Source organism: Pseudarthrobacter sp. NPDC058119, assembly GCF_042884655.1.
Lineage (GTDB): Bacteria > Actinomycetota > Actinomycetes > Actinomycetales > Micrococcaceae > Arthrobacter.
In genome coordinates, this window is record NZ_JBHVTN010000015.1 from 1 (window position 1) to 17,728 (window position 17,728).

A 17,728-nucleotide genomic window follows, 5' to 3' on the forward strand; every position below is an offset into this window, starting at 1 on the left:
GCCGCCGAAGAGGAAGCCTTCCTCAACCCCGGCCAACCCGCCCGCGTCCCCTTCGTCACCCAGCAACTCGAAGGAGCCACCGGCCCCATCGTCGCCGTCTCGGACTACATGAAAGCCGTCCCGGACCAGATCCGGCAATTCGTCCCCAACGAATACGCCACCCTCGGCGCCGACGGCTTCGGCTTCTCCGACACCCGCGCAGCAGCACGCCGCTACTTCAAGAACGACACCCACTCCATCGTGGTGAAGGTGCTGCAGATGCTCGCGGCGAGGGGCGAAGTGGAAGGGGGCGCGCCGTCGTACGCCATGGACCGCTACAAGCTCCTGGACGTCAACGCCGGCACCACCGGCGGGGCGGGTGGCGACACCTGAGCGTTGCTCCCATAGGGTGCAGCTATGGGTGACAGTAACGGGACCAGTTCAGCGGGGATGAGGACCACCGGGGTGGTGCTTGCCGCGGGGGCGGGCACCCGGCTGGGCCTGGGCCCCAAAGCCCTGCTTCCGTACCGGGGCCGGCCACTGGTTGAGGCCGTTGCCACCACCCTGCTCGCCGGCGGCTGCCGGGAGGTGGTGGTGGTCCTCGGTGCAGGTGCGGCCGAGGTTGAGTCCGCCGCCAGGCTGGACGGCTGCCGCGTGCTGACCAACCCGGAGTGGGAGTCGGGAATGGGCAGTTCCTTCCTGCTCGGTGCCCGGGCCGCGGACCCGGCAGACCATCTCCTGGTCGCCTTGGTGGATCAGCCGGGCCTGACTCCGGCGACCGTTCAACGGCTCTTAGCCGGGCACCGGCCGGGACGGATCACCGCCGCCGCGTACCGCCGTCGTGATTCCAACGACGGCGATGGGACGGCTCTCCGCCGCGGGCACCCCATGGTCATCGACGCATCCCTGCGCGAAGAAGTGTCTGCAACGGTGACGGGCGATGCCGGCGCGCGCGGATTCCTGCGGAGCCGTCCAGACCTGGTGGACGAAGTGGACTGCAGCGACCAGTCCACCGGCGAGGACGTGGACACGCCGGACCAGCTGGGCCTTCTCCGGTAGCACCCGGGCTCCGCCAGCAGCAGGCCTCCAACAGCACCGGGCTCCAACAGATCCAACTCCAACAGCTCCAACTCCAACAGCGGGCATGGTCAGGCGCGGGCGCGCAGGAAGCGCGCGAGGGCATCTTCCCAGGGGGACGCACCATGGCGGATGGGATCGATGCTGCCGGTCCACTTTCCATCCGGCCGCTTTTGGTGGGGCCTTCGGGGTGGTTCCCAGCCCTGGTGTTCGCTGGCATAGTGCCGGCCGGTGGGTGAGGTCCAGCCGGGTGGCTCGTTCTTCGTTGCGGGTGTGGGTTTCCAGCCCGTGGTGTGGCGGAGTCTGTGGTGCTTCGGGCAGGGCTGACCCAGGTTACTGATCCCCGTGGTGCCGCCCTTGGCCCAGGCGAGAATGTGGTCGGCCTCGTTATCCAGGGAGTTGTTGCTGCACCCCGGAAACGGGCACTTCCCGTCCCGCATCCGCAGCCAGGCCCGCATCGGCCCGGTCACCCGGTAGCTCGTCCGGCCGATCTCCAACGGAGCCCCGTCCCGCGGATCCACCAACACCCGGTAGAACGACCCGGCCCCGTTCGCCACGAGCTCCCGGGCCATGGACGGCGGGATAGGACCGTACCCGTCCAGCACCGCCGGTTCGTCCGTCAGGCCCATCAGGGAGAACACCGGGACCGTGACCAACACCTGCGCCCGGGTCGGCGAAGACTGGGGCTCCGCTCCGGCACTGCCAAGGACCGCATTGGCGAAGGTATCGGCCCGAAGCTGCGGCATGCTGCGGCATTCATCCGGTCCCGGCAAGCCACGGGCGATCGCGGTGAGCCGGCTCCAGCCGGCCAGTGCCTGGTCCGCGGGCAGGCACGCGGACAGCCAGGCCATCCCGTCCTGGTCCGGCCGGAACTCCACCCGCCGGTCGGCCACTCCCTTGGCGTGGCGCTTTTCGATGCTTTCGGCGTGGTGGCGTTCCCGCCACGTCCTGGCCTTGACCTTGAACCGGTGCGCCGGCATGTCCCCTATCGGGCACCCCCGTGCCCGGTCCGAGGCGTCAGGGTCCATGAAATGCGCCTCCAACGCCGCCGCCCCACCAGCATCAAGACACGCCGCCTCATCCGCCATCACCACCGCATGGCCCCAGGACAAGGACCCTGCCCGCAGCCCCTTCAACGTCAACGGCAGTTCCTTCACCACCGCATGGGAAGTCGCCAGAAACGACGACGACGCCCGCGGCCCCAAAGCCAGCACACACCCGACCTCCGCCGCGACCGCCATCTCCTGCACCCGCCCCGGCACATCAGGGCCCGCAACAACAGCGGCGCTCTCCGCGTACGCCACTGCCGCGCTGGCCTTCAAAGCCGCGATCCCGGCCTCCACCTCACGGGCACCGGCCAGAATGTCCAGGCAACCATCCGCCAAACCAGCCAACGGATCAGCCCGCGAAAACGCCTCAGAACCGCGCCCGTCAACCTCCGCGTTCAACACAGCAAACGCAGCACGAATATCCGCATAAGCCTGAGCCACCGCTGCTTTCCCCATAAACCCATCATGACAAGGGGGTACGACATTCTGACTGTGCAGAAACTAACTCAGCTCAGACCTGCATCCCGGTTTTCAGCAGCTGCTCCAGCCCCTGTTTGAAGCCGGACCTGCCACCGTGGGCGGGATGCCGGATCTTCGGTACGTCCAGGCCGCTGCGCTGCAGGCTGTGCTGGGCCACGTTGCCTACGGCCACGAGGGAATCGATACCAAAAAGAGCCGTGAGCTCCTGCCAGAAAGGCGTGCCAAGCTTGGTCTCGGAGGGCCTGGGCGTGCGGTTGGACAAAGGCTGCCCCGGCTTGTGGGTGTGCCAGGGAAAGGCACTCCACAGCAGCGGAAGGAACCCCACTTCTTCCAGGACCTGCCAGAGCACGGTGGCGGTGGGCTCCGCGGCTACTCCCGCAGCTTCGGGCGGCAGCACGTACCCCTTGCCAGGGCCGAAAAGCCCAAAGCCGTTGGCGGGCCCTCCAAGGATGACCCTGTTGGTGAAGGGCACCCCGGTGATCCGCATGCCCCTGAAGCCCGGCGCCTCCCCCACGAGCAGTACCTTGGGCCGCCGTTCCAGCATCTCCTGCAGGTAGAGCTCCAGGTTGTGCCGGCGGAGCGCATTCTCGGGAACTGCATGGTCGAAGAAGTTGGTGCAGGCCGGCCCCAACTGCACGGCGGCGAGCCGCTCTACAAAGTCGCTGACCGAGCCAGTCACCGTCTTGCTCCAGGCGGCGACCGGGTTACCAGCGCGGGTGGATGGACTCGCGGAAGTAGTGGTCGTAGATCCAGCGGACGCCGTCGTCGAACTCCTTGCCCACGCTGACAGTGGCCGCGCCAGCATTAGCGCGGGCCTGCTCCACATTCCGAGCGCCGGGAATCACGCTGCTGACGCCGTCCTGCGCCGCGATCCAGGCGATGGCTGCCTGTGCGGTAGTGGCGCCCTCGGGCACCAGCTGCTCGAACTCCTTGACCGCCTTGAGGCCCAGCTCGTAGTCAACGCCGGAGAAGGTTTCCCCGACGTCGAAGGCCTCGCCCTTGCGGTTGTAGTTCCGGTGGTCGTTCTCCGCGAACGTGGTGTCCTTGGAGTACTTGCCGGACAGCAGGCCCGAGGCCAGCGGAACCCGGGCAATGATGCCCACCCCGGCGGCTTTGGCCGCCGGGAGGACTTCGTCCAGGGGCTTGAGCCGGAAGGCGTTCAGGATGATCTGCACCGATGCCGTACCAGCGCGCCGGATGGCTTCCAGGGCCTCGTCGGTGCGCTCTACGCTGACGCCGTAGTTCCTGATGGCTCCCTCGGCGACCAGGGTGTCCAGCGCGTCGTACACCTCGTTGTTGCTGTAGACAGGCGTGGGCGGGCAGTGCAGCTGGACCAGGTCCAGGGTGTCCGTGCCCAGGTTCTTCCGGGACCTGTCAACCCACTGGCGGAAGTTGGCCAGCGTGTAATTCTCGGGGCGCTGTTCCAGCCGGCGGCCCATCTTGGTGGCAACCGTGACACCGAGGCCCGGGTTCTCCTTCAGGAACTTCCCGATGGCCTGCTCACTCTTGCCGTCGCCATACACATCGGCGGTGTCAAAGAAGGTGACCCCGGCTTCCACCGAGGCCGCCAGGATGGCCTGCGCCTGGCCCGGGTCCACGTTGCCCCAGTCCGCGCCGAGCTGCCAGGTACCGAGCCCGACGACGGAGACGCTGCGTCCGGTCTTGCCTAAAATCCGCTGTTCCATCCCCCGACTATATGCAACGATGCAACCCGGGGTCAGTTCCGACCCCGGGTTGCATCGTGGCAAGCGAAAGTGTGACCTGCCGCTGGCCTAGCTTGGAACGTGGTCCAAACTAGGCACCAGCCCCGCTTCCTTCAGCCCCAGGTAGATCCTGTCCCGGGCAATGGGCAGGGAGGAAAAGCGAACCCCGGTTGCGTTCCGGATGGCGTTGGCAAGCGCAGGAGCCACCGGGTTGAACGGGCTTTCACTCATCGATTTGGCCCCCAGCGGCCCCACCTTGTCATTAGTGTCCGCGAAGTACACCTCGCTGCGCGGCACGTCCGCGAAAGTAGGAATGTGGTACTGCCGCAGGATGTCCGTGGTGACCTTCCCGCCGCGATCCACCACCACTTCCTCGTACAGCGTGGCACCCAGTGCCTGGGCGATTCCGCCTTCGATCTGTCCTCGGCACTGGCGCGGGTTGACCACTACCCCTGCGTCCGCTGCCTGAACGCTTTGCAGGATCTTTAGCTCGCCGGTGCCGCGGTTCACCGCCACCCGGAAGCCGTGCACGTTGAAGGCTATGGAGCGTGGTGTACCGCCCCAGCGTCCCTCGGCAGCAAGTTCAACGCCGGCATCCGCGGCAGCCTGCGCCAGTTCGCCCAGTGCCACGGGGGTCCCGTCAACCACCACGGCGCCGCCGTCGAGGACGCAGGCCGAAGCCTGGGTCTGCCGGATCCCGGCGGCGAAGGCACGGATCCGGACGGCCAGTTCTTCCGCTGCTGCCAGGGTCGCCTTGCCGGCCACCACGGTGCCGGCGGACCCGAAGGCACCGGTATCGTGCTCCACCAGGTCCGTGTCCGACTGCCGCACCGCCACCCTGGACGCCTCAGTGGACAGCGCGGTGGCCGCGAGCTGGGCGTGCACGGTGGTGGTGCCGTTGCCGAACTCTGCGGTCCCGACGTCGGCCTGGTACGTCCCGTCCGGCAGGAGCCGGACGTGGGAGTGGGCAAAGTGGCCGCGCGGAGGGACGGTGTCGATCATGGACAAGGCGGCACCTTCACCCACCATCCAGTCGGCACCGAGCTCGGCCATGCCCGCATCCCGGTAGCGTACCCTGCCGCGGTCCAGGGCGTCCCGGACCAGGTCCAGGCACTGGTCCAGTCCGTAGCTGCCGTAGTGGACGTCCTCCTCCGGATCCGGCCTGGTGGACAGCATGTGATCGCCCTCGCGGACCATGTTGCGCCGGCGGAACTCCAGCGGATCCATGCCGATCCCGGCGGCGAGCTCGTCCATGCCGGACTCGATGGCGAAGATCATCTGGCTCAGCCCGTACCCCCGGAACGCACCGGCCGGCACGGTGTTGGTGTACACCGAATGCGCGTCCACTTTCTTGTTGGCGCAGTTGTACACGGCCAGCGATTCGCCGCAGCCGTGGAACATCACGCCCGGTCCGTGGTTGCCGTAGGCGCCGGTGTTGGTCACCACGTCCAGCTCGAGTGCCGTCAGCCGTCCTTCCCTGCTGGCGCCCGCCTTCAGCTTGATGGTGAACGGGTGCCGGGTGGTGGTGGCAGTGAACTGCTCCGTGCGGGTCAGTTCCAGCTGGACCGGCCGCTGCAGTTTCAGGGCCGCGAGCGCCACGAGGTCCTCGGTGAGGACTTCCTGCTTGCCGCCGAAGCCACCGCCCACACGCCCGGCCACCACGTGCACCTTGTCTTCTTCCAGGCCGAACACCCGGCACAGCGTCCGCCGGACCAGGAACGGAACCTGGCTGGAGGTGCGGACCTGCAGCCGGCCTTCGGCGTCCACCGAGGCGATGGCCGCGTGCGTCTCCAGCGCAACGTGCTGCACCCGCTGGGTTTGGTAGGTCCGTTCGTGGATGAAGTCGGCGGCGGCGAAACCGTCAGCCACGCTCCCCAGTTCCGAGTGCAGTTCCGCCACCACGTTCCCGTCCGGCCGGGCAATGCGGGACGCGCTGCCGTCCTTGTCCCCGTGGACCAGGGGCGCGCCGGGCGTTAGGGCCTCCTGCGGGGAAAAGACGGCGGGCAGTTCCTCATATTCCACCGTCAACGCCCGAACTCCGGCTTCTGCGGCGCCCACCGATTCGGCGACGACGGCGGCCACCCGCTGGCCGATGAAGCGCACCACGTCGTCGAGCACCCTAGTGTCGTCTGGGTCGTCAGTGAAGAGCTCGTGCTGGGCGGTGGAGAACAGCTGTTTCGGGGCGTCCTCATGGGTGAAGACCGCCACCACCCCCGGAATCTTCAGGGCAGCTTCCGCATCGATGGACACCACCCGGGCGTGTGCGTGCGGCGAGCGCAGGATCTTCAGGTGCAGCAGTGCCTGCTGCTGGTCACCTGGGAGATCCAGGGTGTAACGGGCGCCCCCGGTGACCACCGCCCGGCTGGCAGGCGCCGGAACGTCGTCACCCAAACGGCCCTGCTCCGGGTCAGGCTGCCCCTCCCCTGCGATACCGGATCCCGGTCCCTGGGGATCGGGGTGGCCGGCGTTCCCGCAGACCGCGTCAGCGATGGCGCGGTAGCCGGTGCAGCGGCAGAGGTTGCCCTTCAGGTTGCGGGGCAGGTTCTCCCTTTGGTCGTCGTCGAACGTGGCGGCCGTCATCACCATGCCCGCCGTGCAGAAGCCGCACTGGAAGCCTTGGCGTTCCATGAACTGCTGCTGCACCGGGTGCAGCTGCCCATCTGAAGCACGGGCCAGCCCCTCGATGGTGGTGACCGAATGGCCCTCGGCGCGGACGGCCGGGTAGATGCAGCTGTGGACCGGGGTCCCGTCCACGTGGACGGTGCAGGCGCCGCAGTCCCCGCCGTCACAGCCCTTCTTCACACCGGTGTTGCCCTGCTCCCGCAGGAACGTCCGCAGGCATTGCCCCGGGCGCGGGTCCGCGCTGGCGGGGGTTCCGTTAATCTCGATGGCCATGCTCAGGCCCCTTTCGAAAGCGTGGTGGGCCCGGGCGTTTGTGCTGCCACGGCCTGGGGCGGCCAGAAGTCGCCGGAGACAGGGATATCCTGCGCACCGGCGGGAGCGGCGAGTTCCGAGCGGATTTCCTCTGCCAGCCGGTAGGTCATGTCGCGGCGCCAGGCAGGCAGGCCATGGATGTCGTCATGGTAGAGCTCCGCGGGGATGGCGTCGTCCAGCGCGGCGGCGAGCCGGTCTGCGTCCGGCAGCCCTTCGAAGCCCAGCTGGACCGGCCGCTTGGTGGCGGCGGTGACCGTCAGGGTTAGGGAGGCGTCGCCGTCGAGCCGTCCGATGAGCAGCGCCCCGGACCGGCCCAAGTTGCTGAGGGACAAGCGCCGGAACGCCACTCGGGCAGAAAGGGCCGACGCCGGCAGGTGGACGCTGCGGAGCAGCTCGCCGGGTGCCAGGCAGTTCTTCGCATCCCCGGTGATGAAGTCCGCGACGGGGACGGTGCGGCTACCGCCGCCGGCCGTGAGGATGGTGGCTGTGCCGTCCAGCCCGGCGCACAGCGAAATGATGGGACCGGCGGGCAGCGAGGTGCAGAGGTTCCCGCCCACGGTGGACATGTTCCACACCTTGAAGGAAGCCACGAAGGAATCGCAGCAGGCACGGAGGAGGTCCAGCGCGGGCCAGGCACGTCCGGACGCCTGCGGCGAACCGGGCAGGTCATACAGCTGCGCGATGGTGCAGGTGGCTGCCAGCTCAATCCCGTCTCCGCTGACGGTGATGGGCGTCCAGCCGGCCCCGCCCAGGTCCAGCAGCCGCTTCAGCGGCTGCGGGCCAAACGCGTAGCTGCCGTAGGAGAAGAGGACGGTGCCGCCGGCCAGCCAGGCGTCGCCGTCACGCCATTGTGCGGGGTCGGTGGTGCGGACCACCGCCTCGATGGTGTTCATGTCCATGCGATCTCCTGCGTCTTAAGGTCTGTGGGCGCCGTGGCAGCCGGGTGGTGGTGGATGGTGCCCGAGGTTTCCCGCAGCGGTAGGCAGCTGGCTGCGCGGGTACGGGCGGCGATCAGTTCGGCGGTGACGGATACCGCCACTTCGGCCGGAGTGACCGCACCGAGGTCAAGGCCGATGGGCGAATGCAGCCGGGCGATCCGCTCCGGCGGAACGCCCGCGTTGAGGAGCTGGTCAACCCTTTGGAGGTGGCTCCGCCGGGACCCCATGGCTCCCACGTAGGCAAGGTCCAGGGCCAACGCCGTTTCCAGCAGGGGGATGTCGAACTTTGGGTCGTGGGTGAGGACGGCGGCAACGGTGCGGCTGTCCGTCCTGCCCTGGGCCACTTCCGCTGCCAGGTAGCGGTGCGGCCAGTCAGTGACCACCTGGTCGGCCGCCGCGAACCGGGGCTGCGACGCGAAAGCCGGGCGGGCATCGACGAGGGTCACGTGATAGCCCAGCAGCTTGGCGGCGGGGACCAGTGCGGCTCCGAAATCGTTGGCGCCGAAGACCAGCATCCGCGGCGGGGCCAGCCTGGACTCCACCAAGATGGCGGGCCCGCCGGCAGGATGCGTGTCGCTTCGGTCCGGAGCGCATTCGCCCGGCTCCGGGAGCCGGACCAGCCCGGCGCCGCCGCTGCGCACCAGGGACTCCACCTGCAGTGCTGGTTCCCCGTGCAGCAGCGCTGCCAGCTCCGACGAGGCGGCCAGGCGGAAGGCGCCTGGATCGGAGAGGACGACGGCGACGCCTCCCTGGGTGCCCAGCAGGCGCGCCAGCGCCACGGGGTGGTCAGGGTCGGGTTCGGCGAGTTGCAGCAGGGCGGCCCGCAGCGGGTGCGGGGTTTCGCCGGGCGCGGCGGCCGGTACAGGCTGGATGTGGATGCCCAGCTCTCCTCCGCAGGTCAGTCCGGCCGCGAAGGCGTCCGCGGAACTGAAGCCGAAGCTCCCGTGGCGCGGGACGCCGTCGTCCATTGCCTCCAGGGCGAGCGCCACCACGGCGCCTTCCACGCAGCCGCCGGACAGGCTGCCCAGCACGTCACCGGAACCGGCGACAAGCATGGACGTTCCCACGGGCCGCGGCACCGATCCGGAGGCCGCCACGATGGTGGCCACGGCGAACTCCCGGGCCGCGATCCGGGACAGCCAGGGGCCGAGCGAGGGGATCAGGTCAAGCATGGCGTCGCTCCTTCTTCCGCAGCGGTGGTGTCAATTGTCGGTCCTTCCGGGGGCCGGGCCAAGGGTTGGCCCGGCCCCTGAAAAGAATGGTCGATGCCTAGCCGCCCAGCAGGGCGTTGATGGGCCCGCGGGCGAAGTACACCAGGAACCCGGCACTGACCACCCACATCAGCGGGTGGATCTTCTTCGCCCTGCCCGAGGCCGCCCCGATCACGGCCCAGCTCACGAAGCCCACGCCGATACCGTTGGCGATCGAGTAGCTCAGCGGCATGGTGACGATCGTGAGGAAAGCCGGCAGGGCCACGGTGAACTTGGTGAACTTGATCTCGCGGATCTGCGCCATCATCATGGCGCCCACCACCACCAGGGCGGCCGCGGCCACCTCGAGCGGCACCACGCTGGTGAGCGGGGTGAGGAACATCGAGCCAAGGAACAGCACGCCGGTGACCACGGACGCCAGGCCCGTGCGGGCGCCTTCCCCGATGCCTGCGGCCGAGTCGATGTAGACGGTGTTGGAGGACCCGGACGTTGCCCCGCCCGCCACGGCGCCGAAGCCTTCCACGATGAAGGCCGACTTCAGCCGCGGGAAGGTGCCGTCCTTGTGGGCGACGCCGGCGCTCTTGGCCAGGCCGGTCATGGTGCCCATGGCGTCGAAGAAGTTGGTGAACACCAGCGTGAACACCAGCATGGTGGCTGCGAGTCCGCCGATCCTGGCGAAGGACCCGAAGAGATCGAAGTGGCCCACCAGCCCAAGGTCCGGCGCCGACACCAACTGCCCGGAGAGGACGGGTGTGTTCAGGTGCCAGCCGCCGGGGTTGGTGGCGCTGGCGGGGCCAAGCTTCAGGACGGCTTCGACGACGGCGGCCAGTACGGTGGTGCCGACAATGCCGATGAGCAGGCCGCCCTGGACCTTGCGCGCCACCAGGATGCCCATGGCCAGGAGTCCGACGACAAACACGAGCGTGGGCACTGAGGTGATGGAGCCGCCGTCGCCCAGTTGAACGGGCGGGCCGCCTGCCGTAGGCCTGACGAAGCCGGAGTCAACGAAGCCGATGAAGGCGATGAAGAGGCCGATGCCGACGGTGATGGCGGCCTTCAGTTCCTTGGGCACGGCACGGAAGATGGCCGTCCGGGCACCGGTGACGCCGAAGAGCACGATCAGGATGCCATTGATGACCACCAGGCCCATGGCCTCGGCCCAGGTGACCTCGTGGATCACCGAGACGGCAAGGAAGGAGTTGATGCCCAGGCCCGCAGCGAGGCCGAACGGCAGGTTGGCGATGAGGCCGAAGAGGATGGTCATGACGCCGGCGGTGAGGCCGGTGACGGCACCCACCTGTGACGCGGAGAGCCAGCCTCCGGCCACGTCGGTGGGTGCGTTGTCAGCGCTGAATCCGCCCAGGATGAGGGGGTTCAGGATGACGATGTACGCCATGGTGAAGAAGGTGACCAGGCCGCCCCGGAATTCGCGGGCCAGGGTGGAGCCCCGCCGGGTGATGTGGAAGAAGCGGTCAAGGAAGGAGTCCGGTGCAGGCGGGGTGCCGTGCTTGCGCCCCGGTGCCGTCCGTGTTTCGCGTGCCGCTGCGGGCTCTGCGCCGCCGTTCCCGTCGGGGAAGAGCGCAGCCTGCTTTTCAGCGGAATTATCCAGGATTGTCATGTCAGCCACCGGGCCCTAGTAATCAATCCTGGATTCGAGCGTGTTCCAGGTATTGAACGGTTCCAGCGGTTCGGGCGCCTCCGGGTCCGCCAGCTCCAGCTTGGCAACCGGCATCAGGGAATCCCTGTCTTGGTTGTCGAAGTATTCGTAGAAGACGGCATCGTCAAAGCCAACCGAGGCGGCATCATGGCGGTCCGCCGCGTAGACAACGCGGCCCACCCGTGCCCACAGCGCCGAGGCCAGGCACATGGGGCACGGCTCGCAGCTGGTGTAGAGGGTGGCGCCGCTGAGGTCGAAGGTGCCCAGTTCGCGGCAGGCGGTGCGGATGGCGGTGACTTCGGCGTGCGCGGTGGGATCGTTGTCCGCGGTGACGCGGTTGACGCCGTCGAACGTCTTGCCGTCCGCGGTGACGATCATGGCGCCGAACGGGCCTCCGCTGTTGAGGACGTTGGCTGTTGCCAGCCGGATGGAGCGGGCCAAAAACTGTTCGGCCGTGACGGTGGTACTCATGATGCGACTTCCTTTTGCCGGGAAGCCTGTTGCCGCGCAGGACCAGTAAAACCAGGTGCGAACGGTTACCAGGCTTCAGCATGTGCTGTGAAGGTTAAGTTGCGCCTGGTAGATAGCTTCCCGGGATCGGGTGCCCGCCTTTGGCAGAATCGAGATTAGCACCGGTTTGTGGGCCACGCCATAGTTTTCTGGAAATTTAATTTCGCCATGTGAAATCCATGTTTCACGCTGTTCACGTCCCATCCGGGCCGCCGGTCACAAAAGGAGACGTTGACGCAGGTGAAGCCGACTCCCTAGTCTGATCCCACCCGCCCTGCCCGCAGGGACGGCCGCCTGGATCAGCAGACAGGGCATCACTGAGCTGGATTACAGCACCGCATTCCACTCAGACAAAGGACAGCCATGACTTCCTCCCTTGTATCCGATTCCCGGCTCTGGATCCGGAATCCACTCGCTGCGTTCACGGCCAACAGCCTCGATGCCTCCGGCGGCGTGGTGGTCAGTGACGGCGTGATCACCGAGGTACTGGCCGCCGGGCAGCAGCCCTCCGCGCCTTGCTCCCAAACGTTCGACGCCGGCAGCCACGTCCTGCTGCCCGGCCTCATCAACACGCACCACCACTTCTACCAAACCCTGACGCGCGCCTGGGGGCCGGTGGCCAACGTCCCGCTGTTTCCATGGCTGCAGAACCTCTATCCGGTCTGGGCCCGGCTCACACCGAAAGACCTGGAACTGGCTGCCACGGCGGCCCTTGCAGAGCTGCTGCTCAGTGGCTGCACCACCGCCGCCGACCACCACTACCTCTTCCCCTCCGGACTGGAGGACGCGATCGACATCGAGGTGGACGCGGTGCGGCGGCTGGGCATGAGGGCCACGCTCACGCGCGGGTCCATGACCCTGGGGATGGAGGACGGCGGCCTGCCGCCCCAGTCCACGGTGCAGGATCCGGATGTAGTACTGGCTGACTGCGAGCGGCTGATCGGCCGGTACCACGAGCGCGGGGAGGATGCAGTCATCCAGATAGCCCTGGCGCCCTGCTCGCCGTTCTCGGTGACCAAGGAGATCATGGCCGAAAGCGCGGCGCTGGCCGAACGGCTGGACGTCAGGCTCCACACCCACCTCGCAGAAACCCTGGATGAGGAGGACTTCTGCCGGGAACGGTTCGGCCTGCGCACCGTGGACTACCTGGACAGCGTCGGCTGGCTGACGGACCGCACCTGGCTGGGGCACGGGATCCACTTCAGCGACGATGAGATCACCCGCCTCGGAAGGGCCGGAACCGCCGTCGCGCATTGCCCCACCTCCAACATGCGGCTGGCCTCTGGAACGGCCCGGGTCCTCGAACTCGAAGACGCAGGCGCTCCCGTGGGGCTGGGAGTGGATGGCTCGGCGTCGAACGATGCCTCCAACATGATCCTGGAAGCCCGGCAGGCCCTCTATCTCCAGCGGTTGCGCTACGGCGCCGACGTGCCCGTCGAACGGGCGCTCGGCTGGGCCACCCGCGGATCTGCCGCAGTGCTGGGGCGTGCCGGGCTGGGACAGTTGGCGCCGGGCATGCAGGCGGACCTTGCGCTGTTCCGGCTTGATGACCTTCGCTTTTCCGGCAGCCACGACCCCGTCGCGGCGCTGCTCCTCTGCGCAGCGGACCGGGCAGACCGGGTAATGGTGGGCGGCCGGTGGCGCGTAGTGGACGGGCAGATTCCGGGACTGGACATCGCCGGGCTGGTTGCGGAGCACTCGGCAGCGGCAAAGAGGCTGGTCAACGGCTGACAGGCAGCAAACCCGCTGCTAGCGTGGCGGCATGACTCCGTCAAAGACGCCGGCCGAGATCCTGGACATCGATGGTGAGGAGGTCCGGATCTCGAGCCCGGACAAGGTGGTGTTCCCGGAGCCCGGGCTGACCAAGCTTGACCTCGTGCGCTACTATCTTGCGGTGGCGGAGGGTGCCCTGCGGGGTGCCGGCGGCCGGCCGATGGTGCTCAAGCGGTTCCCGAAGGGCATCGATGCGGAGCCGTTCTTCCAGAAGCGCGTACCGGAGAACCACCCACCGTTCATCGATACCAGCACGCTGCATTACGCATCCGGGACCTCGGCGGAGGAAGCCGTCATCAGGGACGCCGCAGGCCTGGCTTGGGTGATCAACCTCGGCTGCCTGGACCTGAATCCGCATCCTGTGCGGGCCGAGGACCTCGAGCACCCGGACGAGCTGCGGGTGGACCTGGACCCCATGCCGGGTGTGGACTGGTCGCAGATCGTGGACGTGGCCTATGTGGCGCAGGAGGTCCTCGACGACGTGGGGCTAGTGGGTTGGCCTAAAACCAGCGGGTCCCGCGGGCTGCACATCCTGGTGCGCATTTCGCCCGAGTGGTCCTACAAGGATGTCCGGCTGGCCGCCGAAACTCTGGCCCGCGAGGTGGAGAACCGCGCACCGGGACTGGCCACGGCACGGTGGTGGAAGGAAGAGCGCGGCGAGAGCGTGTTCGTGGACTTCAACCAGAACGCCAAGGACCGCACCGTGGCATCGGCCTATTCGGTCAGGCCCCTGCCGGACGCCCGCGTATCCACCCCCCTGACCTGGGAGGAGATGCGCACCGCCCGGCCCGGACAGTTCACGGTCCGGACGGTCCCCGGGCGGTACGCGCAGATCGGCGACCCCCATGCAGGCATTGACGGGGCGGTGGGTTCACTGGACGGACTGCTTGCCCTTGCAAAGGAGCTCGGTCCGGCGGAAAAGGCTCCGCGCAGCGGCAACGGGTCCGGCCGCCGGCAGTCGCTGATGCCGCTGGTCGAAGTAGCGCGGACCAAAACCAAGCCGGAGGCGCTGGCCGCCCTTGAGGAATGGAAGTCCGGGCACGCCGTCGTGGTCAGATCCCTGCAGCCGGCGGACATCCTGGTGGACGGGATGCGGGGTTCAAGTTCGCTCTGGTACCGGGTGCGGGTCAACCTGCAGCACGTCCCGGACGCGGACCGGCCGGGCCAGGAAGAACTCATCGCGGACTACGATCCGTGGGCCGGAAAGGAATGGCCAGGCCGCCCCGGGGCGTAGCTGTACTGGGTTCACCTAGCGCTGCCGGCCGAAACCCGGAAGGGCGAGGATCCAGCGCGAGAGGCGGCCGGGCGCGGCGATGCGCTCCTCCGGAACGAAGAAGTCCGGATCGGTGCCGCCACCGAGGGGGAGGTAGAACTCCTGGGGTGACGGCGCGGCAGCCTGTTGCGCTGCGAAGGGCGTCTTGTCCTGCTGGTACATCTGATCCTCCTCTTTCACGTCCATTGCTTGTCGCAATAAGTATTTCGCATTGCGGAAAATAATTATTGCTATATGAAAAGCTTAGAAGGCGTCATCCTCCCAGTCAATGCCCCCACGCGGCCCGGGGCGGCCGGGACGGTCACAAATCGAATTTTCATCCTGTGATGTACACCACCGCCTGCGCGGGGTACGCTGTTAGGCAACTCGTGGCGCAGGTCACGTAACCTGGGAGCAGCAGGCAGGGTCGTAATGAGCTGGCATCAATGGATGCCGGCTCTTTTTTGTTGGGTCGGCTCCACCGGAAACGCGCTTGAAACGCGCGCTTAATTTCAGTGATGGAACCTTGGTTCCACTTACCGGAGATTGGGAAAAGACCATGAGCAGCAAGATCATTCTCGGCGAAAACCAGTACGGCAAGGCCGAAGTCCGCGTCGTCAAGATCACCAGGGACACCAACCGACACGAGATCGAAGACCTGAACGTCACCTCGCAGCTGCGAGGCGACTTCACCGCCGCACACCTTGAGGGCGACAACGCCCACGTGGTGGCCACGGACACCCAGAAGAACACCATCTACGCCTTTGCCCGCGACGGCATCGGCTCACCGGAAGAATTCATCCTGCGCCTCGGCGAGCATTTCACTTCCAGCTTCGACTGGGTCACCGGCGGCCGCTGGGAAGCCGAGTCCTACGCGTGGAACCGCATCCAGGCCCACGGCAGCGAGCACGACCACTCGTTCGTCCGCAATGGCCAGGAAGTCCGCACCGCCGTCCTGGTCCGCGACGGCGCCGACACCCACCTCATCTCGGGGCTGAAGGACCTGACCGTCCTGAAGTCCACCCAGTCGGGGTTCGTAGGCTACCCCCGCGACCGCTACACCACGCTGCCGGAAACCACGGACCGGATCCTCGCCACGGACGTTTCCGCCCGCTGGCGCTTCAAGCCCGGAACTGACTTCAATGCCCTGGACTTCAACAAGAGCTACGACGACGTCAAGGGACTCCTGCTCGAAGGCTTCACCGAAAAGTACTCGCACGCCCTGCAGCAGACCCTGTTCGACATGGGCACCAAGGTCCTGGAGGCGCACGGCGAGATCGACGAGATCAAGTTCTCCATGCCCAACAAGCACCACTTCCTGGTCGACCTCACCCCGTTCGGCCTGGACAACCCCAACGAGGTCTTCTTCGCCGCGGACCGCCCCTACGGCCTGATCGAGGCCACCGTCCAGCGCGACGACGCCGCCGCGGCGCCCGCTGCCTGGTCCGGCATCGCCGGCTTCTGCTAGACCCTGCACCCTCAGCGGCGGGCCCAGCCTTCGATGGCTGGGCCCGCCACCATCACCCCACCCCTAGCTTCACCTGTTAGCCAGACACCAGTTAGCCAGACGATGACGTCTGCCATGAACCAAGAAAGTCTGCCATGAACACCAAGAAGAAACTGGCCCCCGCAGCCGCCGGCAAAGGCGTACGGCCGGCCCGGCCCGAGGACCAGCGGCTCCCCATCGGAAGCATGTTCGCCTACGGCTTCCAGCACGTCCTCACCATGTATGGCGGCATCATTGCCCCGCCGCTGATCATCGGCGCCGCCGCGGGAATGAACTCACAGGACATCGGCCTGCTGATCGCGGCCTGCCTGTTCGTCGGCGGCCTCGCCACCATCCTGCAGACCGTCGGCATCCCGTTCTTCGGCTCGCAACTGCCGCTGGTCCAGGGCGTGTCCTTTGCCGGTGTCTCCACCATGGTGGCCATCGTCCATGGCGGCGGCGGGATCCAGGCTGTCTTCGGTTCAGTCATCGCCGCATCGCTGATCGGCCTGCTCATCACGCCCCTGTTCTCGAAGATCATCCGCTTCTTCCCGCCGGTGGTGACCGGGACCGTGATCACCACCATCGGCCTGACGCTGATGCCGGTGGCCGCCAACTGGGCCATGGGTGGCAACAACAAGGCGCCGAACTACGGCAGCGTGGCGAACATTGGACTCGCCGCGGCCACCATGGGCATCGTGCTGCTGCTGAGCAAGGTGGGAAGCGCCGCCATCTCCCGGCTGTCCATCCTGCTGGCCATGGTCCTGGGAACGGTGATCGCCATCGTCTTCGGCATGGCTGACTTCTCCAAGGTAGGCCAGGGCGAGATCGTCGCCTTCCCCACCCCGTTCGCCTTCGGCCCGCCCACGTTTGAGGTTGCCGCGATCATCTCCATGCTGATCGTCATCCTGGTCACCCTCACGGAAACCTCTGCGGACATCATCGCCGTCGGCGAGATTGTCGGCACCAAGGTCGACTCCAAGCGGATCGGCAACGGCCTGCGCGCGGACATGCTTTCCAGCGCCGTCTCCCCCTTGTTCAACTCCTTCACCCAAAGCGCCTTTGCCCAGAACGTGGGGCTGGTGGCCATCACGGGCGTCAAGAGCAGGTTCGTGGTCAGCGCCGGCGGCGTGATCCTGGTGGTCCTGGGCCTGCTGCCCGTCTTGGGCCGCGTGGTGGCAGCGGTTCCCACCCCCGTCCTCGGCGGCGCAGGCATCGTGCTCTTCGGCACCGTTGCGGCCAGCGGTATCCGCACCCTGTCCAAAGTGGACTACAGGAACAACATGAACCTGATCGTGGTGGCCGCCTCGATCGGCTTCGGCATGATTCCCATCGCTGCCCCCACCTTCTACGACCAGTTCCCGTCCTGGTTCGGCACGATCTTCCACTCGGGCATCAGTTCGGCCGCCGTCATGGCCATCCTGCTGAACCTGCTGTTCAACCACCTCCGGGCCGGCAATTCGGACAACCAGTCCGTGTTCGTGGCCGGCACCGAGCGCCTGGTCCGTGCGGAAGACCTCCGCTGCCTGGCCGAGGGCGACCGGTTCGAAAACGGCAAGCTCATCGATTGCGACGGCAAGGAAGTCCCGGTCCAGTCAGCCGAGAAGGCATCAGAGCATTAGCAGACAGAAGAACGACGGCGGCCCGACCGATTCGAGTAAGGTCCGTGCCCGTCCCCC

At 67.2% G+C, this 17,728-nt stretch carries 14 protein-coding genes and 1 pseudogene; 6 read left to right on the forward strand and 9 right to left on the reverse strand.

What is annotated here, in order from left to right; all coding sequences use genetic code 11:
• Window positions 1-372: pseudogene (locus ACFVTD_RS20820) on the forward strand (pyruvate dehydrogenase (acetyl-transferring), homodimeric type); the annotation flags it as partial.
• Between the two features lie 24 nt (window positions 373-396).
• Window positions 397-1,038, forward strand: a complete 642-nt coding sequence (gene nboR, locus ACFVTD_RS20825) for a nicotine blue oxidoreductase (protein WP_387567023.1) — start codon at window positions 397-399, stop codon at window positions 1,036-1,038.
• 89 nt (window positions 1,039-1,127) lie between these two features.
• Here the strand turns inward: nboR and ACFVTD_RS20830 are convergent, their stop codons facing one another.
• The 8 genes from ACFVTD_RS20830 to ACFVTD_RS20865 form a co-directional block, all read right to left on the reverse strand.
• A complete protein-coding gene (locus ACFVTD_RS20830) occupies window positions 1,128-2,561 on the reverse strand; it encodes a DUF222 domain-containing protein (RefSeq protein WP_387567026.1) in 1,434 nt (477 codons plus the stop codon).
• A 55-nt stretch (window positions 2,562-2,616) separates the two neighbouring features.
• Complete coding sequence (locus ACFVTD_RS20835) at window positions 2,617-3,264, reverse strand: uracil-DNA glycosylase (RefSeq protein WP_387567028.1); 648 nt, start codon at window positions 3,262-3,264, stop codon at window positions 2,617-2,619.
• Between the two features lie 25 nt (window positions 3,265-3,289).
• Window positions 3,290-4,270, reverse strand: a complete 981-nt coding sequence (locus tag ACFVTD_RS20840; RefSeq protein WP_387567031.1) for an aldo/keto reductase — start codon at window positions 4,268-4,270, stop codon at window positions 3,290-3,292.
• Window positions 4,271-4,357: 87 nt separating this feature from the next.
• Window positions 4,358-7,183: a molybdopterin-dependent oxidoreductase gene (locus ACFVTD_RS20845; protein WP_387567034.1), complete on the reverse strand. Its 2,826-nt coding sequence runs from the start codon at window positions 7,181-7,183 to the stop codon at window positions 4,358-4,360.
• Between the two features lie 2 nt (window positions 7,184-7,185).
• A complete protein-coding gene (locus tag ACFVTD_RS20850) occupies window positions 7,186-8,121 on the reverse strand; it encodes an FAD binding domain-containing protein (RefSeq protein WP_387567037.1) in 936 nt (311 codons plus the stop codon).
• Window positions 8,112-9,332, reverse strand: a complete 1,221-nt coding sequence (locus ACFVTD_RS20855) for an XdhC family protein (RefSeq protein ID WP_387567040.1) — start codon at window positions 9,330-9,332, stop codon at window positions 8,112-8,114. The genes ACFVTD_RS20850 and ACFVTD_RS20855 overlap by 10 nt, the downstream gene beginning before the upstream one ends.
• Window positions 9,333-9,429: 97 nt before the next feature.
• Window positions 9,430-10,989 (reverse strand): NCS2 family permease, encoded by a 1,560-nt coding sequence (locus ACFVTD_RS20860; protein ID WP_387567059.1) that lies wholly within the window; start codon window positions 10,987-10,989, stop codon window positions 9,430-9,432.
• A 15-nt stretch (window positions 10,990-11,004) separates the two neighbouring features.
• On the reverse strand, window positions 11,005-11,499 hold the full coding sequence (locus tag ACFVTD_RS20865) for a nucleoside deaminase (protein ID WP_387567043.1): 495 nt from the start codon (window positions 11,497-11,499) through the stop codon (window positions 11,005-11,007).
• Window positions 11,500-11,901: 402 nt separating this feature from the next.
• Here ACFVTD_RS20865 and ACFVTD_RS20870 point away from each other — a divergent pair, with 402 nt between their 5' ends.
• Window positions 11,902-13,269 carry an 8-oxoguanine deaminase gene (locus ACFVTD_RS20870; protein ID WP_387567046.1) on the forward strand — a complete coding sequence of 456 codons (1,368 nt, stop codon included), beginning with the start codon at window positions 11,902-11,904 and terminating at the stop codon, window positions 13,267-13,269.
• Window positions 13,270-13,300: 31 nt separating this feature from the next.
• The gene (gene ligD, locus ACFVTD_RS20875) at window positions 13,301-14,545 is read left to right on the forward strand and encodes a non-homologous end-joining DNA ligase (RefSeq protein WP_387567049.1); all 1,245 of its coding nucleotides are present in this window, start codon (window positions 13,301-13,303) and stop codon (window positions 14,543-14,545) included.
• 15 nt (window positions 14,546-14,560) lie between these two features.
• On the opposite strand, the gene ACFVTD_RS20880 is transcribed toward ligD, so the two are convergent.
• Window positions 14,561-14,764, reverse strand: coding sequence for a hypothetical protein (locus ACFVTD_RS20880; protein ID WP_387567051.1), 204 nt, complete (start codon window positions 14,762-14,764; stop codon window positions 14,561-14,563).
• 358 nt (window positions 14,765-15,122) lie between these two features.
• Here ACFVTD_RS20880 and pucL point away from each other — a divergent pair, with 358 nt between their 5' ends.
• A complete protein-coding gene (gene pucL / locus ACFVTD_RS20885) occupies window positions 15,123-16,031 on the forward strand; it encodes a factor-independent urate hydroxylase (RefSeq protein WP_387567054.1) in 909 nt (302 codons plus the stop codon).
• A 134-nt stretch (window positions 16,032-16,165) separates the two neighbouring features.
• Window positions 16,166-17,671, forward strand: a complete 1,506-nt coding sequence (locus ACFVTD_RS20890) for a nucleobase:cation symporter-2 family protein (RefSeq protein ID WP_387567056.1) — start codon at window positions 16,166-16,168, stop codon at window positions 17,669-17,671.
• The last annotated feature ends 57 nt before the right edge of the window (window positions 17,672-17,728 follow it).